This window comes from Actinocorallia longicatena, from assembly GCF_039534125.1.
Classification (GTDB): Bacteria; Actinomycetota; Actinomycetes; order Streptosporangiales; family Streptosporangiaceae; genus Actinocorallia; species Actinocorallia longicatena.
In genome coordinates this window covers 213,558-239,227 of sequence record NZ_BAAAUV010000005.1, presented here as the reverse complement: position 1 = coordinate 239,227, position 25,670 = coordinate 213,558, and the positions used below count along the sequence as shown (strand labels likewise).

27 protein-coding genes are annotated in these 25,670 nt (G+C 72.7%); 13 read left to right on the top strand and 14 right to left on the bottom strand.

What is annotated here, in order from left to right:
* Genes ABD785_RS11915 through ABD785_RS11895 form a run of 5 tightly spaced genes read right to left on the bottom strand, consistent with a single transcriptional unit; the run spans position 1 to position 4,024 of the window.
* Positions 1-336: a hypothetical protein gene (locus tag ABD785_RS11915; RefSeq protein WP_344826202.1), complete on the bottom strand. Its 336-nt coding sequence runs from the start codon at positions 334-336 to the stop codon at positions 1-3.
* A complete protein-coding gene (locus ABD785_RS11910; protein ID WP_344826199.1) occupies positions 333-1,595 on the bottom strand; it encodes an aromatic ring-hydroxylating oxygenase subunit alpha in 1,263 nt (420 codons plus the stop codon). The genes ABD785_RS11915 and ABD785_RS11910 overlap by 4 nt, the downstream gene beginning before the upstream one ends.
* Positions 1,592-2,215, bottom strand: coding sequence for a carboxymuconolactone decarboxylase family protein (locus ABD785_RS11905; RefSeq protein ID WP_344826196.1), 624 nt, complete (start codon positions 2,213-2,215; stop codon positions 1,592-1,594). The genes ABD785_RS11910 and ABD785_RS11905 overlap by 4 nt, the downstream gene beginning before the upstream one ends.
* Positions 2,212-2,973, bottom strand: a complete 762-nt coding sequence (locus ABD785_RS11900; protein WP_344826192.1) for an SDR family NAD(P)-dependent oxidoreductase — start codon at positions 2,971-2,973, stop codon at positions 2,212-2,214. The genes ABD785_RS11905 and ABD785_RS11900 overlap by 4 nt, the downstream gene beginning before the upstream one ends.
* A 7-nt stretch (positions 2,974-2,980) precedes the next feature.
* Positions 2,981-4,024: a 2Fe-2S iron-sulfur cluster-binding protein gene (locus ABD785_RS11895; protein ID WP_344826189.1), complete on the bottom strand. Its 1,044-nt coding sequence runs from the start codon at positions 4,022-4,024 to the stop codon at positions 2,981-2,983.
* A 251-nt stretch (positions 4,025-4,275) separates the two neighbouring features.
* Here ABD785_RS11895 and ABD785_RS11890 point away from each other — a divergent pair, with 251 nt between their 5' ends.
* On the top strand, positions 4,276-4,866 hold the full coding sequence (locus ABD785_RS11890; protein ID WP_344826186.1) for a TetR/AcrR family transcriptional regulator: 591 nt from the start codon (positions 4,276-4,278) through the stop codon (positions 4,864-4,866).
* Between the two features lie 10 nt (positions 4,867-4,876).
* Here the strand turns inward: ABD785_RS11890 and ABD785_RS11885 are convergent, their stop codons facing one another.
* From ABD785_RS11885 to ABD785_RS11865, 5 genes are read right to left on the bottom strand one after another with little or no spacing between them, the layout of a single operon-like run.
* Positions 4,877-6,547 (bottom strand): nitric oxide reductase activation protein NorD, encoded by a 1,671-nt coding sequence (locus ABD785_RS11885; protein WP_344826183.1) that lies wholly within the window; start codon positions 6,545-6,547, stop codon positions 4,877-4,879.
* Entirely contained in the window at positions 6,544-7,338 is a 795-nt protein-coding gene (locus tag ABD785_RS11880; protein ID WP_344826180.1) for a CbbQ/NirQ/NorQ/GpvN family protein, read from the bottom strand. Before ABD785_RS11880 ends, ABD785_RS11885 begins: the two co-directional genes overlap by 4 nt.
* Positions 7,335-8,405, bottom strand: coding sequence for an NAD-dependent epimerase/dehydratase family protein (locus tag ABD785_RS11875; protein ID WP_344826177.1), 1,071 nt, complete (start codon positions 8,403-8,405; stop codon positions 7,335-7,337). The genes ABD785_RS11880 and ABD785_RS11875 overlap by 4 nt, the downstream gene beginning before the upstream one ends.
* A gap of 40 nt (positions 8,406-8,445) precedes the next feature.
* On the bottom strand, positions 8,446-9,618 hold the full coding sequence (locus ABD785_RS11870; RefSeq protein WP_344826174.1) for a spirocyclase AveC family protein: 1,173 nt from the start codon (positions 9,616-9,618) through the stop codon (positions 8,446-8,448).
* Entirely contained in the window at positions 9,615-9,929 is a 315-nt protein-coding gene (locus tag ABD785_RS11865; protein WP_344826171.1) for a hypothetical protein, read from the bottom strand. Before ABD785_RS11865 ends, ABD785_RS11870 begins: the two co-directional genes overlap by 4 nt.
* A gap of 166 nt (positions 9,930-10,095) precedes the next feature.
* Between ABD785_RS11865 and ABD785_RS11860 the strand changes: the two genes are divergently transcribed.
* On the top strand, positions 10,096-10,746 hold the full coding sequence (locus ABD785_RS11860) for a TetR/AcrR family transcriptional regulator (protein ID WP_344826168.1): 651 nt from the start codon (positions 10,096-10,098) through the stop codon (positions 10,744-10,746).
* Here the strand turns inward: ABD785_RS11860 and ABD785_RS11855 are convergent.
* A complete protein-coding gene (locus ABD785_RS11855) occupies positions 10,729-11,454 on the bottom strand; it encodes a GntR family transcriptional regulator (RefSeq protein ID WP_344826165.1) in 726 nt (241 codons plus the stop codon). The genes ABD785_RS11860 and ABD785_RS11855 overlap by 18 nt on opposite strands.
* A gap of 119 nt (positions 11,455-11,573) precedes the next feature.
* On the opposite strand from ABD785_RS11855, the gene ABD785_RS11850 reads away from it, so the two are divergent.
* From ABD785_RS11850 to ABD785_RS11800, 11 genes are all read left to right on the top strand, one after another.
* Positions 11,574-12,374 (top strand): FAD binding domain-containing protein, encoded by an 801-nt coding sequence (locus ABD785_RS11850; RefSeq protein ID WP_344826162.1) that lies wholly within the window; start codon positions 11,574-11,576, stop codon positions 12,372-12,374.
* A 23-nt stretch (positions 12,375-12,397) separates the two neighbouring features.
* Positions 12,398-12,904, top strand: a complete 507-nt coding sequence (locus tag ABD785_RS11845) for a (2Fe-2S)-binding protein (protein ID WP_344826159.1) — start codon at positions 12,398-12,400, stop codon at positions 12,902-12,904.
* Positions 12,904-14,283: a xanthine dehydrogenase family protein molybdopterin-binding subunit gene (locus ABD785_RS11840; RefSeq protein WP_344826156.1), complete on the top strand. Its 1,380-nt coding sequence runs from the start codon at positions 12,904-12,906 to the stop codon at positions 14,281-14,283. The genes ABD785_RS11845 and ABD785_RS11840 overlap by 1 nt, the downstream gene beginning before the upstream one ends.
* Before the next feature lies 1 nt (position 14,284).
* Positions 14,285-15,301: a xanthine dehydrogenase family protein molybdopterin-binding subunit gene (locus ABD785_RS11835; RefSeq protein ID WP_344826153.1), complete on the top strand. Its 1,017-nt coding sequence runs from the start codon at positions 14,285-14,287 to the stop codon at positions 15,299-15,301.
* Entirely contained in the window at positions 15,298-16,167 is an 870-nt protein-coding gene (locus ABD785_RS11830; RefSeq protein WP_344826150.1) for an AAA family ATPase, read from the top strand. Before ABD785_RS11835 ends, ABD785_RS11830 begins: the two co-directional genes overlap by 4 nt.
* Positions 16,154-17,353: a vWA domain-containing protein gene (locus tag ABD785_RS11825; protein ID WP_344826147.1), complete on the top strand. Its 1,200-nt coding sequence runs from the start codon at positions 16,154-16,156 to the stop codon at positions 17,351-17,353. The genes ABD785_RS11830 and ABD785_RS11825 overlap by 14 nt, the downstream gene beginning before the upstream one ends.
* The gene (locus ABD785_RS11820) at positions 17,334-18,251 is read left to right on the top strand and encodes an amidohydrolase family protein (protein ID WP_344826145.1); all 918 of its coding nucleotides are present in this window, start codon (positions 17,334-17,336) and stop codon (positions 18,249-18,251) included. The genes ABD785_RS11825 and ABD785_RS11820 overlap by 20 nt, the downstream gene beginning before the upstream one ends.
* Positions 18,244-19,347 (top strand): XdhC family protein, encoded by a 1,104-nt coding sequence (locus tag ABD785_RS11815; protein ID WP_344826142.1) that lies wholly within the window; start codon positions 18,244-18,246, stop codon positions 19,345-19,347. The genes ABD785_RS11820 and ABD785_RS11815 overlap by 8 nt, the downstream gene beginning before the upstream one ends.
* Before the next feature lie 18 nt (positions 19,348-19,365).
* Positions 19,366-20,211 carry a fumarylacetoacetate hydrolase family protein gene (locus ABD785_RS11810; protein WP_344826139.1) on the top strand — a complete coding sequence of 282 codons (846 nt, stop codon included), beginning with the start codon at positions 19,366-19,368 and terminating at the stop codon, positions 20,209-20,211.
* A 53-nt stretch (positions 20,212-20,264) separates the two neighbouring features.
* Positions 20,265-20,540 carry a YciI family protein gene (locus tag ABD785_RS11805; protein WP_344826136.1) on the top strand — a complete coding sequence of 92 codons (276 nt, stop codon included), beginning with the start codon at positions 20,265-20,267 and terminating at the stop codon, positions 20,538-20,540.
* A gap of 257 nt (positions 20,541-20,797) precedes the next feature.
* Positions 20,798-22,192 carry a sensor histidine kinase gene (locus tag ABD785_RS11800; protein ID WP_344826134.1) on the top strand — a complete coding sequence of 465 codons (1,395 nt, stop codon included), beginning with the start codon at positions 20,798-20,800 and terminating at the stop codon, positions 22,190-22,192.
* Here the strand turns inward: ABD785_RS11800 and ABD785_RS11795 are convergent.
* From ABD785_RS11795 to ABD785_RS11785, 3 genes are read right to left on the bottom strand one after another with little or no spacing between them, the layout of a single operon-like run.
* On the bottom strand, positions 22,177-23,388 hold the full coding sequence (locus ABD785_RS11795) for a sulfotransferase family protein (RefSeq protein ID WP_344826131.1): 1,212 nt from the start codon (positions 23,386-23,388) through the stop codon (positions 22,177-22,179). The genes ABD785_RS11800 and ABD785_RS11795 overlap by 16 nt on opposite strands.
* Positions 23,385-24,446, bottom strand: coding sequence for a hypothetical protein (locus ABD785_RS11790; protein WP_344826128.1), 1,062 nt, complete (start codon positions 24,444-24,446; stop codon positions 23,385-23,387). The genes ABD785_RS11795 and ABD785_RS11790 overlap by 4 nt, the downstream gene beginning before the upstream one ends.
* Complete coding sequence (locus ABD785_RS11785; protein WP_344826125.1) at positions 24,443-25,588, bottom strand: hypothetical protein; 1,146 nt, start codon at positions 25,586-25,588, stop codon at positions 24,443-24,445. Before ABD785_RS11785 ends, ABD785_RS11790 begins: the two co-directional genes overlap by 4 nt.
* Between the last annotated feature and the right edge of the window lie 82 nt (positions 25,589-25,670).

Below are 25,670 nucleotides of genomic sequence, written 5' to 3'. Positions count from 1 at the left end.
TCACGGGACCGGCTCCCCGGTCCGGTGCAGTTCGGCGTCGGCGGCGTCGGTCGCCTTCACCTGCTGGAAGATCTCCACCGACATGGAGACCATGACCAGCGAGTAGACGAGCTGGAGCAGCCGCAGGACGTCGTCGGGGAGGTCGTCGAGCGGGTGGGCGTCGCAGTGGGCGATCGCCTCCTCCAGGCGCGGGAAGCACGCGTCGTAGAACTCCCGCAGCACCGGCATCGTCGAGGCCTGGCGGCGGGCGTAGCGCTCGGCCTCGGTGGCCAGGCACCAGGTCGCGGCGTACGGCTCGAGGCCGGCGAAGGCCGGCGGCAGCAGCGGCGCGGTCATGACGCCGCCCTCCGCCGGTGCGCCTCGACCCACTCGCCGACGACATGGTGGAAGTGGCGGACCAGCACCTCCTGGTCGTTGACGGGGAACGAGCCGATGATCCCGTTGGCGTAGGCCGACTCCAGCGCGGACTGGGTGCCGGTCAGCATCCCGGCGTCCTGGAGCGCGAACTCCTTGAACACCACCGCGGCGACCTCGTGCTCGAGCCGCTCGCGCACCGTCGTGGCGGGCTGGAAGCACAGCATCCCCTCGAACCGGTGGGTGCCCGGCGAGGTCGGCCAGTACCGGTACATCAGGTACCAGCCGCGGTAGATGAGGATCTCCAGATTGGGGAAGATCTGGAAGTTGTCGATGCCCCAGGGATCGATCTTCCCGGGGTTGAGACCGGGCGGCGGCTCGCCGATGTCGGGCGACTCCCACGGGCCGACCAGGCCGCTGCGCGTGGCCCGCTCGATCGGGTACATGTACTCCGGCGGCAGCGTCCAGCGGCGTGCTCCACCGGTGGAGACCAGCCGGTGCGGGCCGTCGAGCCGGAAATGCGCGCACTCGAATCCCGCGCCGGTGCGCACGGCGCCGGGGATCTGCTGGGAGTGCAGCGACGGCACGTGGTAGTACTCCTGGAAGGCGTCGGCGAACAGCTTCCAGTTGCTGTCGTTGTCGGCGTGGAAGACGTACCGCTCGGTCATGCGGTCGAAGGGGTAGCCCTCCAGCGCGGTGACCATCGGGCCGAGGAACTCCGTCAGGCTCTGCTCGGGTTCGGGGGCGAGGTTGACGAACACGAACCCGGCCCAGACGTCGCAGTGCACGGGCGCCAGGCCGGTCGCCGGCCGGTCGAGGTCGAAGAACTCCCCCTCCTGCTGCACGAAGGTCAGCTCGCCCTCGAGACCGTAGCGCCAGCCGTGGTACTTGCAGGTGAACTGACGGCAGGTACCGGACGTCTCCTCACGCGGGAAGTCGTTCCACACCAGCTTGTTCCCGCGATGGCGGCACACGTTGTGGAACGCGCGGATCTCCCCGTCCAGACCGCGGACGATGATCAAGGAGGTGCCGGCGACCTCGATCTCCTTGGTGACGTAGGAGCCGCCGCGCGGGAGCTGCTCGACGCGGCCGACGTTCAGCCACGCCCGCTTGAAGATCGCGTCGCGTTCGAGGGCGTAGAACTCCGGGGAGACCGAGTCCTCGAAGGAGATCGGTCCGGTACCGAGCTCGGGGTAGTGCTCGGTCCAGCTGCCCTCGGGGGGCTTGGGCCAGCGTGTCACGCTCGTTCCTCCATTCCGGGAAGCGGGGGCGCGGAGGCGGGGTCCATGTCCGCGTCGAGTTCCAGTCCGACGCTGCTGAAGACCATCGCCAGGCACAGGTAGCTGCCGACGACGAACGGGATCTCCAGGAGCTGCCGGGCGTCCAGGTGCGCCGCCAGGCCGTCCCATGTGGCGTCGCCGATGTGGTGGTCGGTCAGGAGCTGGTCGGCCGCGTCCAGCAGCAGCCGTTCCAGCGGTGTCCACTCCACCGACTCCAGGTCTCCGGCCAGCGCCTCGAGATGGGCGTCCGACAGGCCCGCGGCCCTGCCCATCCGCACGTGCTGGAGCCACTCGTACTGCGAGCCGGTGCGCCGGGCGACCCGGAGGATCAGCAGTTCCCGCAGCCGCGGCCCGAGCGCGGGATCCTCCAGGAGCACGCCGTTGTAGCCGAGCCAGGCCCCCGACAGCCGGGGATGGTGCCCGAGGATCCCCAGCACGTTCGGCAGGGGCGGCGTGCCGGCGGCGCCGGACAGGAAGCGGTCGGCCTGCCGGACCCGGCCGCGCAGCATCGCCACCGCCTCCTCGTCCCACAGATGCGCGGCCAGCGGGGCCAGCCGCCGCGTTCCGGGGCGCGCGCTCATATGACGGCACCTCCGTTGACGCCCAGGACCTGGCCGGTGATGTAGCCCGCCTCGTCCGAGCACAGGAACGCGCACGCCGCGGCGATGTCCTCGCCGCTGCCGAGCCTTCCGACCGGGATCGCCCGGGTCATCACGTCGCTGCCCGGAAGATCACCGGAGGCCTGTGAGGCGCGGGACATCGGGGTGTCGATCCCGGACGGCGGGATCGTGTTCGCCGTGATCCCGTGCGCGGCGTACTCGCGGGCCAGCGCCTTGGTCATCGCGATCACCGCCCCCTTGGACGCGGTGTAGTGGACCATCCGCGGTGAGCCGCGCTGCGCGCTGGAGGAGGAGATCGTGACGATCCGCCCCCACCGGCCCGCCAGCATGTCCCCGATGACGGCCTGGACGCAGTGGAAGGTGCCGGTGAGGTTGACCTCGATGACACGGTTCCAGGAGTCGGGCGAGATGTCGGCGAACGGTTCGAACGCCACCAGCCCGGCGCTGGTCACCATGATCTCCACCGGGCCGAGACGGTCACGGACCTCGGCCAGGGCCCGCTCGACCGCCGCCCTGTCGGTCACGTCCGTCTCGCACGCCAGGGCGCGGTGGCCGGCGGCCTCCAGCTCCTCGGCGGCCTTCCGGGCGCCGGGGCCGTCGCGGTCCAGGACGGCGACGCGGTGGCCCTCCTCGGCCAGGCGGCGGCAGATCGCCAGGCCCATCCCCGACGCGCCGCCGGTCACGACGGCGGTCCTGCTGCTCCTCACACGGTGATCCACGGCTCTCCTACTCATAGACCACGCGCACCGACGGGCTCGTCGGCACGGCCTGGCAGGTCAGCACCCAGCCTTCGGCGACTTCATCGGAGGTCAGCGCCTCGTTCTCGCGCATCCGCGCCGATCCCTCCACGATCCGGGCCATGCACGTCGCGCAGCTTCCGCTCTCGCACGAGGCCGGGGCCCGCAGCCCCAGGGCCCGGGCCGACTGGAGGAGCGTGGCGCCCGGGCGCGCCTCCCCGGAGACGCGCCGGTGGCCGAGCCTGAACGACACCTGGACCGGCGCCCGTACGGACGGCCCCGCGTCGGCCTCGGCCTCGGCCTCGGCGGGCGGCGCGGGCGTGAACCGCTCCAGGCGGATCCTCGCCTCCGGCACGCCCGCGTCGGCCAGCGCATCGAGCACGCAGTCCATGAACGGCTCCGGCCCGCAGACGAAGAACTCGCCGGTCGCGGCGGCCGCGAACTCCCGGGCCGTCTCCGGCGTGAGGATCCCGCGTTCGGAGTCGTCGTGGAACGTCACCGCCAGCCGCCCGGCGGAGCCGCGGGCCAGCTCCTCGAGCTCCGACCGGAAGATCGCCGAGGAGGGGTCCCGGTTGGCGTACAGCAGCCGCACCGGCCGGTCCCGTCCGGCCAGCACGGTTCGCACGATCGACAGCACCGGGGTGATCCCGCTGCCGCCGGCGAACGCCACGATCTCGCCGCCGGGCCCGCCGACGACGAAGGTCCCGGCCGGGACCGACACGGCGATCTCGTCGCCCGGCGCCAGCGCGTCGTTCATCCAGTTCGACACCACGCCGCCCGGCACGCGCTTCACCGTGACCCGCGGCCGCTGGTCGAGCAGCGGCGAGGAGGACATCGAGTACGGCCGCAGATGGGCGACCCCGTCGAGCTCGACGCGGAAGGTCAGGAACTGGCCCGCCCGATAGGAGAAATCTTCCGAAAGAGCGTCGGGAACGTCCAGGACGAATGATTTGGCGTCCGCCGTCTCATGAATGACCTCGGCGACCACCAAGGAATGGACGGCCCTTCCCGGCGGCGAAGTCCCACCGCTCATCCGACTCCTCGATTCGACAGGAAAGCGAGTAATTAGTCGACTGACTAGAATGATTTCTAGAGGAGGCCGTAGAGGATGTCAAGAGGGGCTGATCGGCTCTCCTACGCGACAGAACGGGTGCACGGCGTGACGGTTCGGCCCCGGACCCGGTGCGCCGTCGGCACGCGGTAGTCTCGACGGGCGCGGGACAGGGCGCGCGCGAGGGAACGGGACCGGCCGGTAACGGCCGTCTCCGCATCTGAGAGGAACTGATGAAACCGAGTCGCACGAGCAGCGCCGAAAGCCTGCGGACTCGCGAGACCATTCTCGACGCGGCGGAGCAGATCATGTTGGAAGAGGGCTACGCGGCGGTCACCACCCGCCGGGTCGCCGCCCGCGCCGATGTCAATCAGGGAATGGTCTATTACCACTTCGGCGTCATGGACGACCTGTTCACCGAATTGTTCCGGCGGGGCGCCGACGAGACCTTCCGCCGCCAAACCGAGGCGCTCGCCTCACCCCAGCCCCTCTGGGCCCTGTGGGACCTGATGCAGGACCAGTCCCACAGCGCTCTGACCATGGAGTTCGTGGCCCTCGCCAACCACCGCAAGGCCATCCGCGGCGTCATCGCCGACTCCTCCGGCAGGTTCCGCCGGCTCCAGGAGGAGGCGGTCACCCGCATTCTCGAGGAACGCGGGACCCCGCCCGGCACCTGGCCTCCCCTGGCCCTGGTCCTCTTCCTGTCCAGCGTCTCCCGGTTCCTGCTCATGGAGCGGTCTTTCGAGCTCTCCGCGGGCCACGACCAGATGACGGCGATCGTCGAGGAGCAGCTGCGGCGGGTCGAAGGCGAACGCCTGCCCTGAGAGCCGGTCCTCAGGGCGGCCGCGGCGCCGAGAGGTGCCGGAGGGCGGAGAGGAACAGCGTGTCCATGCGCGGGCTCAGTTCGGCCAGGGTCGCCGCGCCCGCGTGACCGGCCGCACCGAAGACCCGCTCGAGGACGTCGCCCTCCGTCGCGGCACCGAGGGAGAGGCAGAGGCAGGCCACGCCGTCGGCGTGGAGCTCCTCCAGGGCCTTGGCGACGTCGGCCTCGGCGTAACGCCCCTCATAGCCGTCGTCGTAGGGGAACCCGTCCGAGAGGACGACCAGGAGCCGATGCCGCGTGCCCGCCTCGGCCCTGAGGATCCGTCCCGCGTGGCGGATTCCGGCGCCGAGGCGCGTGTAGCCCGACGGCTCCAGCCGGTTGAGCCTGGCCCGCCCGACCGCGCCGAACCGCTGCCCGAAGGTCTTGACGGCGGGCAGGTGGACGGCGTGCCGGCCGTGCGACCGGAACGCGTGGACGGCGACGCGGTCCCCGAGTTCCTCGAGCGCGGCGGCCAGGCACGCCGCCGCCCTCCGCTGGTGATCGTGCACGGCGAGGCCGCCGGGATCGGCGTCGACGGCCGACCCCGAGGCGTCGAGCAGGATGAGGACGCCGAGGTCGCGTTCGAGCTTCCGGCGGTCCAGATAGACGTGCTCGGGCGGCGAGTGCCCGGACCGGAGGTCGGTGAACAGATCGACGAGCGCGTCGGTGTCCACCTCGTCGCCGTCCCGGCGGCCGCGCAGGATCGTGGGGCCGAGACCGACCCGGGACAGGCTCCGGCTCAGCACGGGGTCCCGTGCGACGCCCGCCGCGGAGAGGTCCGCGGGGACGGCCAGCGGGAAGTCGAGGACCCGGCACCAGTCCGGCCGGTACCGGTGGCGGTGGGCGTCCCATTCGGGGTGGAGGGCTCCCCCGACGCCCAGGGCGGCGCCGGGCCTGCCGCCGTCGAACCGGATGCGGGTGGCCACGGGCCTGACGTGGTCTCCGGCCTCGTGCGCCCGCCGGATCGAGCGGACCGTCGCCTCGACGCCCGCGGGCCCGTCGGCGGGCGTCCGCGCCCCGCCGGCCAGCTTCCGGAAGAAGTCCGCGACGGTCCGCGAGGCGAACAGCGGGTTCTGGAACAGCTTGAGGATCCTGCTCTCCTCCGATGGCCCCTGATCGGCATCGTCCTCGTCCTCGGGGTCGTCGTCCGGGACGAACTCCAGGCGGAGGTCGTCCCCGGCGGCCTGGGCGCCGGGTCCCGCGGCCGGGGCGGGCGGCAGGCCGGGCCGGATGACGCCGAACCAGCCGGGCGGGCCGGGGATCGCCGTGCGGCCCCTGGCCAGGTCGAGCGACTCTCCCGCAGTGGTGGTCCGCGGCTCACCGCCGAGGCTGAGCTCGGCCGCCAGCGGATACCGCCCGGCGAGCCCCGCGAGGACCCGGCGGCCTTCGAGCGCCAGGTAGCGGCGGGCCGTCGAGGGGCGTCCCCGGAGGGCGCCGGTCCATCTCCGGTCCAGGCTGCCCGCGCCGAGGAGGGCGCTCTGGGCCAGGACCTCGTGGCGCTGCCGCTCGGCGGTGGCTCCCGCGGTGACGTAGATGACGTGGCCGTCGGTGTGGGCGGCCGCCCCCGCCTCGGCCTCCGCGACATCGACGGCCCTGCCCGCCACGGCGGTGGCGAGGAACCGGAACCGTCCGGTGCCGGTCATGGCCGCGGCAGGACGGCGTCGGCGAGCTCGCCGAGGGCGTGGACGACGTCGGGATCGTCGGAGAGGACCTGGACGATCGCGGACCTGGCGGCGCTGCGCAGGCCGAGTCCCTGGGCGACCAGGGCCCCGGCCAGGATCAGCATCCGGGTGGAGGACACCTCGCGCAGCGGCGCTCCGTCCAGGTTCCGGATGGCGTTCCCGAGCCGGACCAGATCGCCGGCGGTCCGGACGTCGATCCCGGCCTCGCGGGCGACGATCTCCGTCTCGATCTCGGCCGGGGGGAAGCCGAGCTCGATCGCGACGAACCGCTGGCGGGTCGACTCCTTGATGTTCTTCAGGACGCTCTGGTAGCCGGGGTTGTAGGAGATCACGAGCTGGAACCCGTCCGCCGCGGGCAGGGTCGTGCCCAGCCGGTCGAGAGCGAGTTCGCGCCGGTGGTCGGCGAGCGGATGGATGACCACGATGGTGTCCTGGCGCGCCTCCACCACCTCGTCGAGGTAGCAGAGAGCGCCCTGGCGGACGGCGCGCGTCAGCGGCCCGTCCACCCACACCGTCTCGCCCCCCTTCAGCAGGAACCGGCCGACCAGGTCCGCCGACGTCATGTCCTCGTGTCCCGCGATGGTGATCAGCTCGCGGCCGAGTTCGTGGGCCATGGCCTGGACGAAGCGGGTCTTCCCGCAGCCCGTGGGCCCCTTCAGCAGCACCGGCAGGCCGCCGCCGGCCGCAGCGCGGAAGACCTCCGCCTCGTCACCGGCCGCCCGGTAGAACGGCGCCTCCTGGGCGACCCTCATCGGACCGGCTCCGTTGCGGTACTGCCCCATCTGGCGCTCATCTCCGTCCAGGGATCGGCGTGCGGGCCGTCCGTCTCATAGGGGGCGGACCGGCGCCGGAGGTAGCCGCGCAGCGCCGGGGCGATCAGGCTCAGCGGCCTCCGCCGCCAGCCGACCTTCGTCTCGATCTCCCTGAAGGTGTCGGGGAGCGGGTGGCGCTGGAAGGAGAGGACCTCCTGCGCGCGGGTGGTGTCCATCCAGTCGGTGGCGAACCAGGCCTGGTCCCGGCCGGGGTCGCCGGGCCGTCCCGGTGGCAGGCCGCCGCCGAGTCCCATGACCGCGGCGATGGCGGGCGCGAGATCCCCCTGGCGGACGCGGTGGGTGGGGTCGCCGCCGATGAGGTAGACCTCGCGCGGGACGCCGGCCGTCGCCGCCGTGCCGAAGGCCCGTGCCGCGTCGCGGGCGTCCACCGTGTGGATGCGGCCGTCGACGGGCAGCATGCCCTGGAAGGTGACGAGGTCGAGGTCGAAGTGCCAGTGCGGCTCGGGGACGATCACGCCGCCGATCCGCAGGATCGCCCAGTCCAGGCCCGACGCCATGAGCCGCTCCTCGACCCGGGCCTTGTGCTCTCCGTACACGTCGGACGGGTTGAGCGGCGTCGTGGGCGTCAGGAGGCCGGTGTGCCGGTGGGGATTGCGGGGACCGTGGACGGCGACGCTGGAGGCCTGGACGAAGCGGGGCGGGGACGGAAGATCGCGCGCCCCCTGGATCAGCGCGGCGGTGGCGTCCACGTTGACCCGGTGGGCGAGCCCGGGACGGGCGTAGCAGAACGGCGGTATCACGGCCGCGAGGTGGATGATCGCCATGGGTTCGGTGCGGGCGAGGAGACCGTGCACCTCGTCGTCCCGGGTGAGGTCCGCCCAGCGCACCTCCGCTCCCGCCCTCCGGAACGAGGCGGCCTTCCTCCGGTTCGACGGAACGTCGAGGTCGGTGGCCGTCACCCGCCGGCCCTGGCCGGTCAGATGCCGGACGACTTCGGCGCCGACGGAACCGAACGCTCCGGTCACGAGGATCGTGTCGCTGGTCATGGGGGTTCCGAGCCCTTCTCGTAGCGCTGCGTGGTCGGGCTCAGCGGCCCTTGTCGAAGGGGATGATCTTCGGGAGTTCCCTGCCGGGCGGGAGGACGACCCTGCCGTCCGGCGTGATGGTGGCGACGTCGTTGCCCGAGATGGGCAGCGAGGGATCGGGGCACAGCCGGCCGGTTCCGTCGCCGCAGATGCCCATCATGAAGTAGGAGCGCTTCTGGATGTCGGCGGGCCAGGGGTCGGTGTGCATCGCGAACCACTGCGCCGGAAGGTTGTAGAAGACGAAGAAGAAGACGCTGCACGCCGCGAAGACCGCGAGGAAGCGGGTGCCCTGCTGCCGAAGGAAACCGCCTCTGACCTGGTCGAGGCCCCGTTCGACGAAGGTCCGGCCGCGGTCGTCGGTGAAGTACCGCAACGCGCACAGGCCCGCCTGGACGCCGCCCCACATCAGCCCCTCGTAGACGGGCCACTGGTAGTAGGTGCCGGCGTTGATCGACAGCGACCTGATCGCGCCCGGATAGGTGAACAGGCCCATCGGCATCAGGAACAGGCCCTCGATGACGAGGTCGAAGAAGAACGTCCAGACGATGAGCACGCCGATGAGCCCGGCGTTGCTGATGCCCGGCCACCGGGCCTTGGCCCGGCGCATGACCCAGCAGCCCAGGATCGTGCACAGCAGGACCCCGTAGGAGTAGCCGGGCGCGTTCATGAGCAGCGGTTCGGCCATCATCCGGCCGGGTTCCCCGAAGGACCGCCACCCGGGGACGTCCAGGACCCAGGAACCCTGGTTCCACATCCAGGTGTTGTAGGTGCTCCAGGTGTTGAAGTAGTTCAGCAGCGGGTCCTGGAAGAACAGCAGGCCGCAGGAGACCAGGAGCATGCCGTCCAGCGTGATCCGCCGTTCCCGCCGCCAGGGCCGGACGATGAAGAAGTAGACGCCGGCGGGCAGGCCGAGGATGATCACCACCGTCCAGGTGATGAGCACCGCCTTCATCAGCGTCGGCGGATCGCTCGGTCCGGCGGGCACCCGCTCGAAGTTGGGCCCCGAGATCCACCGGGCCCACACGGAGATCTGGAAGAGCAGGATCGCGCCGCCGAGCAGGGCCCACATCCGTACGGGCCTGCTCTTCGGACGGACCCTCGATCCGAGTGCGGCCACCGCCTCCGGCGGCTCCGTCACCACGGACGGCCGCTTTTCTCCCTGCTGTCCACTCACGGTTCCCTCTCCTGTTCCGGTCGTTCGAAGGGGACGGCCCCGGGCAGCTCCGCACCGGACGGCAGGACGAGCCCGCCGTCGGTGCCGATGTGGCCGGAGCGCTTGGTGGGGAGCGGCAGGGCGGGATCGGGGCAGGGCCGATCCGAACCCTCGCCGCAGACGGGCCCGCTGAAGTACGAGCGCTTCTGGACATCGGCGGGCCAGGGATCGGCGTGCATGCCGATCCACTGCGCGGGGACGTCGTAGAAGACGAAGAAGCACGTGCTCCGGATCCGCACGTACAGCGGCAGCCCCTCTGACGGCTCGCTCACGGCACGGCCTCCCGGGCCCTCTGGAATTAATTGATCAGTTGATTGATTCGTAAGTATGGGTTCGGTGCCGGAGGTCGTCAAGGGCCCCTCATCCGGGCGTGCGCGCCCCGGGGGCCGTCGTCCGCGGCGTACCATGGCCCGAGGTCGGCTGGTCGAGGGGGACGCGGTGTCGGAAGGTGTGGCGTCGCTCGGGCGGCCGGTGGGCTCTCGCGGCGAGGACACCCGCGAGCGGATCATCGCGGCGACCATGCAGTGCGTCGCCGAGATGGGGTACGCCCGGGCGACGATCCGGGAGATCGCCCGCGCGGCCGACATGACGAGCGGCAGCCTGTACCACTACTTCCCCAACAAGGCGGAGATCGTCAAGGCGGCCTACCTGGAGGTCGGCCAGGCGACCATGCCCGGCCTGGCCGCGGCCGTGGACCGTGCCGACGGCCTGGTCGGCAAGCTGGTGGCCCTCATCGACCAGGGCGCCCAGATCGTGCAGGACTACCCCCACGCCGTCGCCTTCGACCGGGCCGTGCGCGCGCCCGGCACCGACCGGGCGGTGCTGTCGAAGATCAGCGACAGCATCTTCGCGTCGCTGCGGGAGATCGTGGAAGCCGTGATCGTCCAGGCCCACCGGGACGGCGAGCTGAACCCGGACGTGACGCCCGGGGGCGCCGCCAACGCCGTCTTCGCCATCATGCGCGGGCTCTACGACGACGCCGCGCTGACCGGCGCCCGTGACTTCCGCGCCACCGTCCAGGCGCTCCAGCTCCTGTTCCAGGGGCGTCTGATCACCGGGCCCGGCTTCCCCTCAGGAGCCGGGGGCTGAGAGGACCCCGCCGGGGTGGCGCACGGTGCGTTCCGTGCCGTGCATGTCGTGCGGGAGATCGGCGTAGGCCCACTGGTGCACGCGGGCGTGCAGGCAGGCCGCCTCCAGGTCGCCCTCCTCCAGGACGGCCAGCAGCTCGCTATGCTCGTCGGCCACATGGGTGAGGTCGGGATCGGTCACCACGAGGGCGATGGCCGTCCGCGCCTCGATCTGCAGGCTCTCCCAAGCCCGCTCCAGGAGCCGGTTGGCGGCGGCCACGATCACCCGGCGGTGGAACCGGGTACTGGCCAGCCCCATCGCCCGGACGTCCCCCGCCGCCGCGTTCCGGTACATCTCCTCGACGTCGCGGCGCATGGCCTCCAGCGGGAGGCGTCCGCCGAGCATCGCCAGCCGGGTGGCCGTCTCCTCCAGCGCGGCCCTGACCACATAGGCCTCGCGGATGGTCTGCTCGACGAACGGCACCACGTGCCGTCCCCGCCGCGGCCTGCTCTCGACGAGCCCGAGGCCCTCCAGCTCCCGCAGGGCCTCCCGCACCGGGGCCTGGCTCGTGTTGAAGTCGGCGGCGATCCTCGTCTCGACGAGGCGCTCGCCGGCCTCCAGCCGGCCGGACACGATCATCTCCACCAGGCCGTCCCGGATGTTCGAGCTGAGGAGCGGCTTCGCCCGGCGGGGTGCGGGGGTGCCGCCGGCCGGTCCTTCGGTGGTCACGCGCCGTCCTCCGTGAGCTCGGGCGGACCGTCGCGGCGACGGTTCGCGGATCTGGTCTTGACCATCATAGTGAGACCTCCTTAGTCTAATTATCGATATCGATAAAAGGAGCCGCCCCCATGCTCACCGAGGTTCACGTCCCTGACGGCACCGCCGCCGTCGTCGGCCTGATGGCCACGGGCGCGCGGGTCCTGGCCGGCGGCACGAGCCTGATGCCGTCGCTCAACGACCACGCGTCGCCGGAGACCGAGCTGATCTCGCTGCGCCGCGCGGGCCTCGGCGGGATCCGGGTCGACGGCGGAGTCGTGCGGCTGGGAGCGGCGGCGACGCTCTCCCGGATCGAACGCGACGCAAGGCTCGCGGTCCTGCGTCCCGTCGTGCGGTCGATCGCCTCGGTCCCCGTGCGCACCCTGGCCACGGCCGGAGGCAACCTGTTCGCCCGGCGGCCCCACGGCGACCTGACGGTCGCGCTCGTCGCGCTGGACGCCCGGGTCACGCTGGCCGACTCCGGCGGGACCCATGAGCTGCCGGTGGAGGACCTCCTCGCCGGCACCGCTCCCCCGGCCCTGGTCACCGAGATCGTCTTCGGGCTCCCCGCGGCCGGCTCCTTCCGGTATCTCAAGGCCTCCCGCCGCCGCTTCAACTCCGCGTCCCTGGTGACGGTCGCGGCCACCGTCACCGAGGTGGACGGCGTCGTCTCCGCCGCCAGGGTCGCCCTCGGCGGCGTCGGACCCGGGGTCGTCCGCGCCGTCGCCGTCGAACGGGCGCTGATCGGCTCCCCGCTCGACGTCCCGGCCGTGCGGCGGGCCGCCGAGGCCGGGCTCGGCGAGATCTCCCCCGCGGACGACGCCTACGCCTCCGCCTGGTACCGCGCGCGGGTCTTCCCCGTGCACCTCCGCCGAGCGCTGCTCGGCCACTGACAAGAGAGCGAGGACGAGCGGCCATGACGATCAGAATCGTCAGTCTGAAGGTCAACGGCGTCGGCAAGGCGCTCATGGCCGAGCCCGGGACGACCCTGCTCGGCGCGCTGCGCGAGCATCTCGGGCTCATGGGCGCCAAGCGCGGCTGCGCCCAGGGCGCCTGCGGTTCGTGCACGGTCCTGCTCGACGGCGAGCCCGTCGTGTCGTGCCTGGTGCCCGCCGTCACCGTCGACGGCGCTTCGGTGGGCACGGTGGAGGGCCTCGCCGACGGGCAGCGGCTCAGCGATGTCCAGCAGGCGTTCCTCGACGGGTTCGCCACGCAGTGCGGCTTCTGCACCCCGGGGATGATCATGTCGGCGGAGGCCCTGCTGGAACGGAACGCCGATCCGACGGACGAGGAGATCAACGAGGCGATCAGCGGGAACGTCTGCCGCTGCACCGGCTACGAGCCGATCGTCAGCGCCATCCGGACGGCCGCCGCGGTCCGGCGGGCCGCCTCCCCCGCCCGGAGCCGGGAGGCGCAGGTCTGATGGCACGCGTCAACCCGATCGACGGCGAGTACTTCAAGGACGAGCGCGCCGCGGACTTCACCGTCATCGGCACCACCGTCCAGCGTTCGGACGCGCTCGGCCACGTGACCGGCCGGACGGAGTTCTTCGAGGACCGGACCTTCCCCGACCTCGCCCATGTCAAGATCCACCGATCCGTCCACCACCACGCGCTCATCACCGGCGTCGACTGCTCCGAGACGCTGCGGGTGCCCGGGGTCCTGCGGGTCATCACCCACGAGGACGTGCCCGCGAACTGGTACACCGTCCTGCGGCTCATCGGCATCGGGCCCGACGACGAGCCCGTCCTGGCCGAGGACCGCGTCATCTACGTGGGCGAGCCGATCGTCGCGGTGGTCGCGGACTCGGAGGCGGCCGCGATCGAGGGGGCCGCCCGGGTCAGGGTGACCTACACCGAGCTGCCCGCCGTCCTCGACGTCGAGGAGGCCATGTCCCCCGACGCGCCGATCATCAAGAAGGCCGGGACGAACTACTTCGTCTACGAGGGCCACCATGCTCGGCGGATCCGCTTCGGCGACGTCGAGGCGGGCTTCGCCCAGGCCGACCACGTCTTCGAGTGGCGGTACTCCTCCGCCCCGATCGAGCACGCCCCCACCGAGACGACGGGCTGCGTGGTCGTCCCGCAGAGCGACGGCCGCCTTCTCATCCACACCAACACCCAGGCGGCGTTCTTCACCCTCGACAACACCGCCCTCATCCTCGACCGGCCGTTCACCGACCTCCGGGTCAAGGGCGGGACGGTCGGCGGCGGGTTCGGCGGCAAGGTCGACGTCATGGTCGAGCCGCTGGCCTGCATCGCGGCGACGCTCACCCGGCGGCCGGTGAAGTTCGTCTACACACGCGAGGAGGAGATGCAGGTCTCCTCACCACGGGCGGCCGAGCGCATCTACATCAAGGACGGCGTCATGGACGACGGCCGCATCGTCGCCCGCAAGATCATGCTCTATGTCGACGCGGGCGCCTACGCCCGCCACTCCCCCTACGGGGCGACCAAGGCCTCGGCCCATCTGCCCGGCCCGTACACGATCCCCAACGTCCACGCCGACTGCCACTGCGTCTACACCAACCGGACCCCGTCGAGCGCGATGCGCGGATTCGGGGTCACGATCGCCGACTTCGCCATCGAGTCCCAGATGGACCGGATCGCCCGCGCTCTCGGCATCGACCCGCTGCAGTTCCGCCTGCGCAACGCCTACCGCGACGGCGACATGAAGGCCCACCGGAAGGTCGCCTCCGGCACCGCCCTGATCGAGGTCATCCAGCGGGCGGCGGCCCTCGTCGGGCACGAGCTGCCCGAGGAGTACCTGGCCCTGTCCTCCGACCTGCCGAGAGAAGCCTGAGATGACCCTGCGCCACGGCCGCGGCTACGCCTCGGTCAACTACCCGACGGGCATGAATCTGGGCGGCGACCCGTCCCAGGCCCTCATCCACGCGACGACCATGGGCGGATTCGTCGTCAGCCTCTCGTCGGTCGACCTCGGCCAGGGGCTCAGGACCATCGCCGCCCAGTGCGCGGCGGAGGTCCTCGGCGTCCCGATGGAGAACATCATCGTCGACACCGCGGACACCGACACCGGCCCGCACTGCATGGGCACCTTCGCCAGCCGCGGGACCCACCGGGTCGGCAACGCCGTCATCATGGCGGCCCGGGAGGCCCGCGAGGTGATGCTCCGGGTGGCGGCCGACGAGCTGGAGGTCGACGCGGGCGACCTGGAGACCGACGGCACCGGTTACGTCCTGGTCAAGGGGAGCCCCGAGACGCGGATCCACGTCCAGGACGTCGCCCTGGCCGCCCACTTCAAGCAGGGCAGGACGATCTCCGGCCGCGGGATCTTCCTCAAGGAGCGGAGCTATCCCGTCCCGGAGACCGGCGAGATGGACCCCGACTCCTGCCAGGCCCACGCCTGCACCGTCGCGGAGGTGGAGGTGGACGACGAGACCGGGGTCGTCACCGTCCTGAGCCTGCACAACGCCTACGAGATCGGCCGGGCCCTCAATCCGGCGATGGCGACCCAGCAGGTCGAGGGCGGCGCCTGGATGGGCGTCTCCCACGCGATCTTCGAGTCGACGGAGCCCTACTACCCGGCGTCGCGGGCGCACGGGCCCATCGACTTCTGCGAGTACCTCATGCCGGGTCCCGCGGAGATTCCGGTGCAGACCAGCGTGATCCTCGAACGTCCGGCGGCCGACGGGCCGTTCGGCGCCAAGGGCATCGGCGAGATGACCGCCAACGCCCCCATCCCCGCGATCGCCAACGCCATCTTCGACGCCTGCGGCGTGCGGCTGACGACCATGCCGTTCACCCCGGAGTCGATCCTGCGCGGACTCGACGCCCTGGACGACGAGGACCGCCCGTGACGCTGATCGACCACGAGAGCATCGGCCGGAGGCTGCGGGAGCTCGGGTACTTCGCCGACGACGGCCTGCTGACCGCGATCCGGCTGGCGATCGGCCTCGGCCGCCCCCTGCTGCTGGAGGGGGAGCCGGGGGTCGGCAAGACCCGGGTCGCGCACGTCCTGGCCGGAGTCCTCGGCCGTGAGCTCATCCGGCTCCAGTGCTACGAGGGCATCGAGGTCTCCCAGGCGCTCTACGAGTGGGACCATCCCCGGCAGCTCCTGAGCCTGCGGGCCGCCGAGGGCGAGCACGGCGCGATCGGCGACCTGTACTCGGCAGGGTTCCTCCAGGAGCGTCCGCTGCTGCGCTCGCTGCGCTCGCCCTCGGGCGCGGTGCTGCTCATCGACGAGATCGACCGGGCCGACAGCGAGTTCGAGGCCTTCCTCCTGGAGTTCCTCGACGAGTTCCAGATCACCATCCCCGAGCTCGGCACCGTCACGGCGGCCGTCCCCCCGGTCGTGGTGCTCAGCTCCAACCGGACCCGGGAACTCCACGACGCGCTCAAGCGGCGCTGCCTCTACCACTGGATACCCTTCCCCGATCCCGAGCGGGAGCGGATGATCGTCGAGGCGCAGGCTCCGGGGCTCGGCGCCCGCGCCGCCGCGCAGCTCGTCCGTTCGGTCAACGTCATCCGCTCCCTGGGGCCGATGAAGCGGCCGGGCATCGCCGAGACCATCGCCTGGGCGCAGGGCTCGCTCGCCCTCGCCGGGGAGGGCACCGCCTGGACCGAGGCGCTGCGCGCGTCGCTGGGGCTGGTCCTGAAGAACGAGGAGGACGGCGCCCTGGTCGCCGCCCACTCCGCCGAGGTCTTCCCCGATGACGGCCTCTGACATGGGCGCCGGACCGGACTCCCGGCTGGTCGCGCGGGCGCAGGACCATCTGTTCGGGTTCCTGCGGGCGCTGCGGACACGGGGCGTCGGCGTCCCGGCGGGCAAACAGCTCGACTTCCTGTCGGGCGTCGAGCTCCTCGCGCCGTCCACGACGGGCCGGCTGTACTGGATCGCGGTAGCGACGCTCGTGACCGCGCGATCCGATCTGCCGGCCTTCGACGAGGTGTTCCACCGGTACTTCGGGACGGCCGAGGACGCCGTCGTGACCGCGGACGAGCCGCCCGGCGAGACCGAGGACGACCGCGGCGAACCGGGCCCCGCCGAGAGCGGGGACGAGCCGGGCGACCTCGCGGCCGCGCAGGCGGGCGGGCCGGGGCTCGAGGCGAGCACGTCCCGCCTCGACGCGGTGCGCGTGTTCGCCCCGACCGGCGCCCCCGCCCACGCGCTGCTGCGGCTGATCCGCCGTGAGCTGCCCGCGGCGGTCCCGGGGGTGCGTTCGCGCCGCCACCGCAGGGGCGGCCGCGGGGTCCGTCTCGACCTGCGGGCGATCTGCCGCGCCTCCCGGCGGACGCAGGGCGAGTTCGTCCATCTGTACTGGCGGCACCGGCCGCCGCGCCGGCGCCGGGTGCTGCTGCTCATCGACGTGTCCGGGTCGATGAAGCGGTACAGCCCCGACCTCCTGCGGTTCGCCCACGCGGTGGTCGCGTCCTGCGACCGTGCGGAGGTCTTCACCTTCGGCACCCGCCTGACCAGGGTCACCTCGACGCTCCGCGACCCCGGGGTGGACACCGCGCTGGCCTCCCTCGCCCGGCTGGTGCTGGACGCCGACGGGGGCACCCTGATCGGCGAGAACCTCCGGGCGTTCCTCGGCGACGACCGGTTCGTGACCATGGCCAGGGGGGCGCTGGTCCTCGTCCTGTCCGACGGGCTCGAACGCGGGGACTGCGCGGCCATGGCCGGGGCCGTGCACCGGCTGGCACGGCTCTCCCACCGGCTGGACTGGTGGTCCCCGCCGGCCTGCCATCCCGACTACCGGCCGCTGACCAGGGGGATGTCGGCGATCCTCGGCGACCTCGACGCGCTCACGGGGGTCCGGGACCTCGAGACGGCGCTCGCGGCCGTCCGGGAGGGATTCGCCCATGCCCCGACGAACAGAGAGAAGAGCCGTGTCCGAGTACTCGGGTGACATCGTCGACTCCCACCACCACGTCTGGCGGCGGGCCGACATGCCCTGGCTGTCCGGGCCGATGGTCCCCCGGATCTTCGGGCCGTACGAGCCGATCCGGCGCGACTACCTGATCGGTGAGTACCGGGCCGACGCCGCGTCGGCCGGGATCGTCTCCTCGGTGTACGTGCAGCCGAACTGGCCCATGGACCGCGTCGTCGACGAGGTGCGCTGGATCGCCGGCCTCCACGCCGAGACCGGCTGGCCGACGGCGATGGTGGGCTGTGCCGACCTGTTCTCCGCGGACGCAGTAAAGGTCATGCGGGCCCAGCGGGAGATCAGCCCGCTCGTGGTGGGGACCCGGCTCCAGCTCCACTGGCACGAGCGCCCGGAGTTCCGCTTCGCCGACGGCCCCGACCGGATGAGGGACCCGGTCTTCCGCCGCAACATCGCCGCGCTCCGGGAGCTGGGCTGGCTGTTCGAGCTCCAGGTCTTCCCCGGGCAGATGCGCGACGCCGCCGAGCTGGTGGCGGAGCATCCCGAGGTGACCTTCGTCCTGGTGCACGCCGGGATGCTCACCGACCCCGAGGACGCGGCGACGGTCGCCGGATGGCGGGCCGGGATGCGGGAGCTGGCCGCCCTTCCGAACGTCGTCGTCAAGCTGACCGGGCAGGGGACCTTCGTCCACCGGGTCGACCCCGGGCTGCTCCGGTTCGTGGCGGACGAGGTCCTCGGCGCGTTCGGGTCCGGGCGGGCGATGTTCGGCACGAACCTGCCGGTCGAGAAGCTGTGGACGTCCGCCGCCGAGCTGACCGGGGCGTGGAGGGAGGCCCTCGCCCACCGGAGCGCCGGGGAGCAGGCCGACGTGTTCTCCCGCACCGCGCGCCGCGTCTACGGGCTCGGGGATCGCGATGCGTGACATCCTTCCCTCCCTCCAGGACTGGGCGGCCGCCGGTGACGGCTTCGCCGTCGGGACGGTCGTCGGCACGTGGGGCTCGGCTCCGCGCCGTCCGGGAGCCTCGATGGCCGTCCGGGCGGACGGTGAGGCCGTCGGGAGCGTGTCCGGCGGCTGTGTGGAGGGGGCGGTCTACGAGGAGTGCGTCGAGGCGATCGCGACCGGGCGGCCGCGGCTGCTCCGCTACGGGGTCTCCGACGACGAGGCGTTCGCGGTCGGGCTGACCTGCGGCGGGATCCTCGACGTCTTCGTGCGGCCGGTCACCGGGGAGCTCCGGACGGCCGTCTCCCGGGTCGCGGCGGCCGTCCGGGAGCGCACGGCGGTCTGCGTCGCGACCGTGGTCGCGGGACCCGGCGCCGGACGGCAGGTCATCGTCACCCCCGGCGAGGTCCTGGGCGGCCTCGGGGACGACCGGCTCACCGAAGCCGTCGCCCTCGACGCGCGGGGCCTGCTGGCCCGGGGCATGAGCGCCGCCCTCGGCATCGGCCCGCACGGCGAGCGACGGAGGGACGACCTGACCGTGTTCGTCGAGTCGTTCGCGCCGCCGCCGCGTCTCATCGTCTTCGGGGCGATCGACTTCGCCTCCGCGGTGGCCCGGATCGGGAAGTTCCTGGGCTACCACGTGGTCGTCTGCGACGCCCGTCCCGTCTTCGCGACGGCCACCCGGTTCCCGGAGGCCGACGAGATCGTCGTCGACTGGCCGCACCGCTACCTCGAACGCGCGGAGGTGGACTCCTCGACCTCTCTGTGCGTCCTCACCCATGATCCGAAGTTCGACATCCCGCTGCTCACGGCCGCGCTGGAGACCCCGGCCGCCTACGTCGGGGCCATGGGCAGCCGCCGCACGCACGAGGACAGGCTCAGACGGCTGCGCGAGGCCGGGGTGCCGCCCGCCTCGCTCGCCCGCCTGCGCTCCCCCATCGGGCTCGACCTCGGCGCCCGGACGCCCGAGGAGACCGCCGTCTCCATCGCGGCGGAGCTCATCGCCGACGCCCAGGGCGGCAGCGGCCGCGCGCTCACCGGTCTCAGCACCCCGATCCACGCCCCCGTCCCTTCCTGATCCAGGAGAACCACGACCATGGAACTACTGCGGCTCGGCCCGCCCGGCGCCGAGATCCCGGCGCTGCGAGCGGCCGGAACGATCTACGACCTGAGCCCCGTGACCGGCGACATCGATCCGGACTTCCTCGGCTCCGGGGGGATCGAGCGGGTCCGCACGGCCTACGAGGCGGGCGGGCTCCGGGAGCTGCCGGGCGCGGCCGGCCTGCGGACCGGCGTCCCCGTCGCGCGTCCGGGCGCCGTGCTGTGCATCGGCCAGAACTACGCGGCCCATGCCGCCGAGTCGGGCAGCGCTCCGCCCCGGGAACCGATCCTCTTCTTCAAGCATCCGAGCTGCCTGACCGGCGCCGGCGACGACGTGGTCCTGCCGCCGGGCAGCGTCCGGTCGGACTGGGAGGCCGAACTCGTCGTCGTGATCGGCGCTCAGGCCGGCCGGCTGGCCTCGCCCGGCGACGCGCCCGCGGTCATCGCCGGATACACCATCGGCAACGACGTGTCCGAGCGCGACCGGCAACTCGGCAAGGACGGCGGCCAGTGGTCCCAGGGCAAGTCCTTCCCGACCTTCGGCCCGCTCGGCCCGTCCCTCGTCATCGGCCCGGTGGATCCGGGCGCCCTCGGCATCCGCTCCTGGGTCAACGGCGAGCCCCGGCAGAACTCCGCGACCAAGGACATGATCTTCGGCGTCGGCCATCTCGTCTGGTACCTCTCCCAGGCGATGACGCTCCGGCCCGGCGACCTGATCTTCACGGGCACCCCCGAGGGCGTGGCGCTCTCCGGCCGCTTCCCCTACCTGAAGGCGGGCGACGTCATCGAGATCGAGATCGACGGCCTCGGCCGCCAGCGCCAGTCCGTCAGCACGGGCTGACCCCGTATCCCCCGGCCCCGCCGGACACCCGCCCACCCGAAAGGAACGAACCGATGGCCCACTTCATCCTGACCTACGGCTACAACGACACCCCGCTCCGCGCCGAGCACCGCCCCGACCACCTGGACCACCTGGCCAGGCTCCAGAAGGACGGCTCCCTCGTCCTCGCGGGCCCCCTCGCCGACCTGACCGGCGGGATCATCGTCCTGTCCGCCGAAGACCAGGACGCCGCCCAGGCCCTCGTCGACCAGGACCCCTACACCCGCCTCGACGTCACCAGGGACCGCTCCCTGAAGGAGTGGAAGATCACTGTGGGCCTCCCGGCCTGACCGAGCCCGCACGGTGCCGCCCGGCGACGCGCCCGTCGACCGCTCCCCCGTCGGCGAGGGGACCTTCGACGCGTCCCGCGAACCCCGGGCCGGCATCGTGCGCCCCGGCCCCCGGGGAAGAGCGGGGGGCGGCTTTGCCTGTCATCGCCGCCGGACGGTGCCCTGACCTGCTGTGATGACTCGGCGTCGGATGCCCGGGTGATGACACGGAGATGATGGTGGCGGGGAGCGGGCGGTGGGGGCGAGCACGGGCCCGGATGTTCGATTCGGTGCGGGGGCGGGCCACCGTCGTGGCGGTGACGCTCACCGCCGTGGTCGCGGGGGCGTGCGCGGTGCTGGCGTGGTTGCTGGTGACGTCCCAGCTGCGAGATGAGGCCACCGGCCAGGCCGATGCCACCGCCCAGCGGGTGGCGGTCCTGGTCCGCGAGGAGGTTCCGGGCCGGCCGATCGCGGTACGGCCCGGTGAGAGCGACCTGGTCCAGATCGTCGACGGTGACGGGACCGTGCTGAACGCCACCGCGCGGCTGCAGGGCGAACCGCCCCTGTCGGGGGAGCGCCCGGTGTCGCCGGAGATCCGGGTGGCCTCGACCGTCTGCCCGGCGGACACCGGGGAGTGCCGTCAGCTCATCGGCTACCAGGTGCGCCACTCGGCCTACGGGAAGCCCGTCATGGTGTACGCGGCCGCGCCACTGCCCATGCTGGCCTACGGGCCCTCTCTCGCGGTGCTCCTGCTGGCCCAGTTCCTGCTGACCCTGCTGATCGTCGCGAACCGGACCTGGGCCACGATCGGGCTCACCCTGCGCCCGGTCGAGGAGATCCGCGAGCGCATGGCCGACATCACGACCACCGTCGACCTCGCCCGGCGGGTGCCCGTCCCGCCCACCGGCGGGGAGATCCAGCGCCTGGCCGAGACCGTCAACGACACGCTGCACCGGCTGGAGAACGCCACCGAACGCGAGCGGCGCTTCGTCTCCGACGCCTCCCACGACCTCCGCAACCCCATCGCCGGGCTGATGACCCGCCTGGAGGTCCTCGTCGGGGAACCGGACGGCACCGACTGGCGCGACCAGGCCCGGGCGGCTCTGCACGGCGCGGAGCATCTCCACGCGATCGTCGACGACCTCCTCGAACTCGCCCGCCTGGATGCCGGTTCCGTCCAGCCCACCCGCCCGATCGACCTGCACGACCTCGTGACCGCCGAACTCGGCCGCCGTGACTGGCGGGTGGCGGTCGAGCCGGTCCTCGAGGAGGGCGTCATGGTCACCGGCAGCCCCGTCCGGCTGGCGCGCGTGCTGAACAACCTCCTGGCCAACGCCGACCGGCACGCCGCCACCCGCGTCGGCGTCCTCCTCACCACCGATCCCGGGGCGGGCCAGGCCGTCATCGAGATCACCGATGACGGCTCCGGCATCGCGCCCGCCGACCGCGAGCGCGTCTTCGAACGCTTCGCCCGCCTCCCCGAGGGCCGCCGCCTGGACTCCGGCGGAACCGGCCTCGGCCTGCCGATCGCCCTCGAGATCGCCCGCGCCCACCACGGCACCCTCTCCCTCGCCGACAGCCCCGCCGGCGCCCGCTTCGTCCTCCGCCTCCCTCTCTCCGCCCCGAGCGCCGCGGCTCCCGAAACGCGGCCCGGCGATCAGGCCGGGACGTAGGGGGTCAGGCGGTCGCGGAGGTCGGCCTCGTCGAGGGCGAAGTCGGCGGGGGTGTACCGGTGGGCGCTCGCGGCGGGGCGGGGGTGGGCGGCGTTGTACCGTCCGACCAGGGCCGGAGGGTCTCCCGGTGGCAGGCCCGCGGCCGCGTAGACGCGGTGCAGCACTCCCGCGGTGTCGGCGACGAGGTCGTCGTAGGCGAGGTCGACGAGGGTGACGTCGCCCGCGGACGGGCCGTGGCGGAAGGCGTGGGCGCGGCGGAGCCAGAGTTCGGTCTGGGCGGACTGGAAGCGGCCCACATCGGCCGGGTCCACCCGGTCGCTGTAGGTGGAGCGGAAGGTGCAGAACAGGCTGCTGCCCGAGGCGACGGTCTCGACCGGGTCCCGGTGCAGGAAGATCACGCAGGCGCCGGGGAAGGCCGCGGCGAGGGCCGGCAGCTCGGCGGTGTGGGCGGGGGCCTTGAGCAGCCAGCGGCGCCCGTCCGCGGCGTCGAGGGCGGACAGGACCCGCCGGTGGTGCCGGTAGGTGCCGGTCAGGTCCTGGCCGGCGAGCCAGCGGCTGTAGCCGTCCAGCCGGACCGTGGCGCTGAAACCCCAGTTGCGGAAGGTCGGGGCCATCGCCACGACGCACTCCTCGGGCAGGCGCGGGCCGAAGTCGTGGACCGCGGCGAGGCCGGGGTTCAGCAGGTGCAGCAGGTCCTGGGCACCCGCGCTCGCGTCGATCAGTTCCTCGCGGCGGGCGGCGGTGGCCCCGGCGAACTTCCAGGGCAGCGCGAGCTCCGCGGAGACCGGCGCGCGGAGCCGCGGGTCGGCGGCGAGCAGCCGGAACAGGAACGTGGTCCCGGTGCGCCATCCCCCGGTGATGATGATCGGCGGGCTCTCCGGAGCCCGGTCCCGGCCCGTCAGGCGGGACATGGCGAGACGGGCGCGGAGCGCGGCGACGGCGGAGCCGCGGATCATGCGTGCTCCGACGGCGTTGAGGTGCCCGTCGGTGTCCGCCGACTCCAGGTAGCGGTCCAGTCCCTCGCGCCAGAGCGCGGGGTCGCCGAGGCCGGCGGGATCGGCGTCGCGGACGGCCCGGGCGATGACCGCGTCCGGGTCGAGGGCGTAGGCGTGGGGGCGGGCGGCGCGGTCGGCCTCGGCCGCCGCGTGGACCTCCAGTGCCGGCCCGGTGCGCCGCGGCGGGCTCCAGGCCGTCATGACGGCCTCACTTCCGCGAGGGGGACGACCCTGACCGAGGGCAGCGGCGGTTCCTCCGCGGCGTGCAGCCAGCGCAGGACGAAGGAGCCGTCCCGGCGCCCCTCGGTGTCGAGCCAGCCGGGTTCGCCGGGATCCTCGGCGGCCAGGACGAGCCGGTAGCGGCCGTCGCGGACACCGGCGGTGGCCCCGGTGCGCGACACGGTCCTGTGCCGGTAGTCGAGGGAGTTGAGGTACCGGCTGTAGAGCAGGGCGTTCCAGTGCCGGCAGGGCACGGTCTCCCCCTCGACGACCAGCGCCTCGCCGGGTCCGAGCCGCCAGGCGCCGCGCAGGTAGTGGATGCCGGGTTCGGTGTAGGCGGCGCCGCCGGCCATCTCCGCCCAGTGGTGCACGGAGTTCGGCTCGACCCGGCCCTGGACGGCCGAGAACACGACCGGCATCATCTCGACGCTCTTGGCGAGGCGCCCCAGCTGGTGGCCGAACCGGGCCGCCTCGATCGGCGGGGGCGGCGGCGGTGCCGTGACGGGCTCGATCGCGCACCGGCCCGGGTCGCCGGAGGCGATGTCGTCGTGGAAGTGCCGGACCCAGAGCTGCCCGTTGCCTTCGGGCAGCGGCAGCCACGGCCCTCGCTCGGGCTCCGGGCCGCCGACGGCCAGCGTGTAGCCGCCGGAACCGTCCAGGACGAGGTCGTCGAGGTCGATCCGGGACGCGGCCGCGACGTTCCCTCCGCCGCCCGAGTAGGCGGTGACCGAGAGGTAGACGGCGTCACCGGGATGCCCGGTGATCCGGTACCGCCGGTCGCCGCGGACGTCCGCGACCCAGTAGCGGGTGTCGGGATTGTCCATGAAGAACTTCTGCCGCCACCCGTTGAAGGGCACCAGCTCGGGCCGGTCGCGATCGACCTCGAACCGTCCGAGCTGGTTGTGCAGCCCCCGCAGCAGGGCCCGGTACCCGTCGGCCCGCTCGTCGGCGCCCAGCTCCGCGGTCTCCTCCTCGAGCCTCCGCCCGGCGGCCCCCAGCGCCTCCACCAGCCCGGCCCAGGCCTGTCCCTCCGGCGTCATGCCTTCCCGCCGCTGAGGACGCGTTCGTCGTGGACGTAGTGGGGTCGGGGATCGTCGATGAGGATTCCGGGCCCGGCCGCGCACACGGCCGGGAGGGCGTCGAGGATGGCGCGCACCGAGCCGCCGGTGACGGGGTTGGTGCGGGCGGCGTTGACGGCGGCCGGGTTGGGGTCGAAGGTCAGGCGGGTCCGCAGCACCGACGGATCGCCGGTGATCTCGAGGGTGTAGTCGATGGGGCTGGGGCCGTCGCGGTCGGGGTAGGGCAGGTCGTCGCCCCGGTAGGCGTTGGCGGCGCCGAGGTACCAGCACTCCTCGTTGGTGAAGAAGTGGTGGTCGCCCAGGTAGCCGCGGTGGGTGAGGTGGATCGCCGCGGTCCGTCCCGGCTCGACCACGAACCCGGAGGCCGCCGTGAACACCTCCTTCGCCGGGATGCCCCGCAGGTCGTGCACGACCCTGACCTCGTCCATGCGCGCGCCGAACAGATGGTGGGCGACGTTGCCGGTCAGGTCGCCGTAGTACAGGTCGCCGAACAGCGCGAGCGGCTTTCCGGCCGTCAGGTCCGCGGGGTCGGAGCCGAACCCGATGCGCCGCAGGCCGCCCCACATGTCGCCCCTGGCCGCGCCGAAGTCGACGGCCTCCACGCACCGGACGTGCGTGACGTCGGTCAGGGCGCGGGCCATGGTCATCGCGACCCGCTCGACCATGAACGTCGGGTGCACTCCGGTGCCGTGCAGGGTCGCGTTCCCGGTGCGGCAGGCCTCCAGCAGCCGGGACGGCGGCGGCCGGGTCGCCGACAGCCAGTTCGGCATCGCCGCGTTGTGGTACGAGGCGGTCGAGATGACGTTCTTGCCCGACTCGAGCAGCGCGATCACGTCCCGGTCGAGGCTCTCGCCGAGCACGTCCGCCCGCGGCGTGACCACGACGCAGTCGGCGTCGAGCGCGAGGATCTCCTCGGCGGACGTGGTCGCGGTGACGCCGATCGGCCCCATCCCGACCAGGTCGCCGAGATCGGCCCCGTGCTTGCGCCCGCTGAAGACCTTCGCGCCGACGAGCTCGACGTCAGGGCTGTGATGGGCGGCCCGGGCGACCGCTCCCCCGACCTCTCCCGGACCCCAGATGACCATTCGGTAGGTGGTGCCCATCGCTCCTCCAGGGTGGACTCCTGCTCGGACGAGCGATAACTTACATAGTGCAAGTTATGAGGGCAAGAGCCGAGGAGCGACC

Excerpts from the sequence above, each read along its gene's own strand:
- ABD785_RS11815 (WP_344826142.1), top strand. The coding sequence starts at position 18,244 with ATGCGTGACATCCTTCCCTCCCTCCAGGACTGGGCGGCCGCCGGTGAC.
- ABD785_RS11840 (WP_344826156.1), top strand. The coding sequence starts at position 12,904 with ATGGCACGCGTCAACCCGATCGACGGCGAGTACTTCAAGGACGAGCGC.
- ABD785_RS11895 (WP_344826189.1), bottom strand. The coding sequence starts at position 4,024 with ATGAGCGGTGGGACTTCGCCGCCGGGAAGGGCCGTCCATTCCTTGGTG.
- ABD785_RS11785 (WP_344826125.1), bottom strand. The coding sequence starts at position 25,588 with ATGGGCACCACCTACCGAATGGTCATCTGGGGTCCGGGAGAGGTCGGG.
- ABD785_RS11915 (WP_344826202.1), bottom strand. The coding sequence starts at position 336 with ATGACCGCGCCGCTGCTGCCGCCGGCCTTCGCCGGCCTCGAGCCGTAC.
- ABD785_RS11810 (WP_344826139.1), top strand. The coding sequence starts at position 19,366 with ATGGAACTACTGCGGCTCGGCCCGCCCGGCGCCGAGATCCCGGCGCTG.
- ABD785_RS11795 (WP_344826131.1), bottom strand. The coding sequence starts at position 23,388 with ATGACGGCCTGGAGCCCGCCGCGGCGCACCGGGCCGGCACTGGAGGTC.
- ABD785_RS11825 (WP_344826147.1), top strand. The coding sequence starts at position 16,154 with ATGACGGCCTCTGACATGGGCGCCGGACCGGACTCCCGGCTGGTCGCG.
- ABD785_RS11805 (WP_344826136.1), top strand. The coding sequence starts at position 20,265 with ATGGCCCACTTCATCCTGACCTACGGCTACAACGACACCCCGCTCCGC.
- ABD785_RS11885 (WP_344826183.1), bottom strand. The coding sequence starts at position 6,547 with ATGACCGGCACCGGACGGTTCCGGTTCCTCGCCACCGCCGTGGCGGGC.
- ABD785_RS11875 (WP_344826177.1), bottom strand. The coding sequence starts at position 8,405 with ATGACCAGCGACACGATCCTCGTGACCGGAGCGTTCGGTTCCGTCGGC.
- ABD785_RS11905 (WP_344826196.1), bottom strand. The coding sequence starts at position 2,215 with ATGAGCGCGCGCCCCGGAACGCGGCGGCTGGCCCCGCTGGCCGCGCAT.
- ABD785_RS11790 (WP_344826128.1), bottom strand. The coding sequence starts at position 24,446 with ATGACGCCGGAGGGACAGGCCTGGGCCGGGCTGGTGGAGGCGCTGGGG.
- ABD785_RS11850 (WP_344826162.1), top strand. The coding sequence starts at position 11,574 with ATGCTCACCGAGGTTCACGTCCCTGACGGCACCGCCGCCGTCGTCGGC.
- ABD785_RS11890 (WP_344826186.1), top strand. The coding sequence starts at position 4,276 with ATGAAACCGAGTCGCACGAGCAGCGCCGAAAGCCTGCGGACTCGCGAG.
- ABD785_RS11800 (WP_344826134.1), top strand. The coding sequence starts at position 20,798 with ATGTTCGATTCGGTGCGGGGGCGGGCCACCGTCGTGGCGGTGACGCTC.
- ABD785_RS11880 (WP_344826180.1), bottom strand. The coding sequence starts at position 7,338 with ATGAGGGTCGCCCAGGAGGCGCCGTTCTACCGGGCGGCCGGTGACGAG.
- ABD785_RS11845 (WP_344826159.1), top strand. The coding sequence starts at position 12,398 with ATGACGATCAGAATCGTCAGTCTGAAGGTCAACGGCGTCGGCAAGGCG.
- ABD785_RS11835 (WP_344826153.1), top strand. The coding sequence starts at position 14,285 with ATGACCCTGCGCCACGGCCGCGGCTACGCCTCGGTCAACTACCCGACG.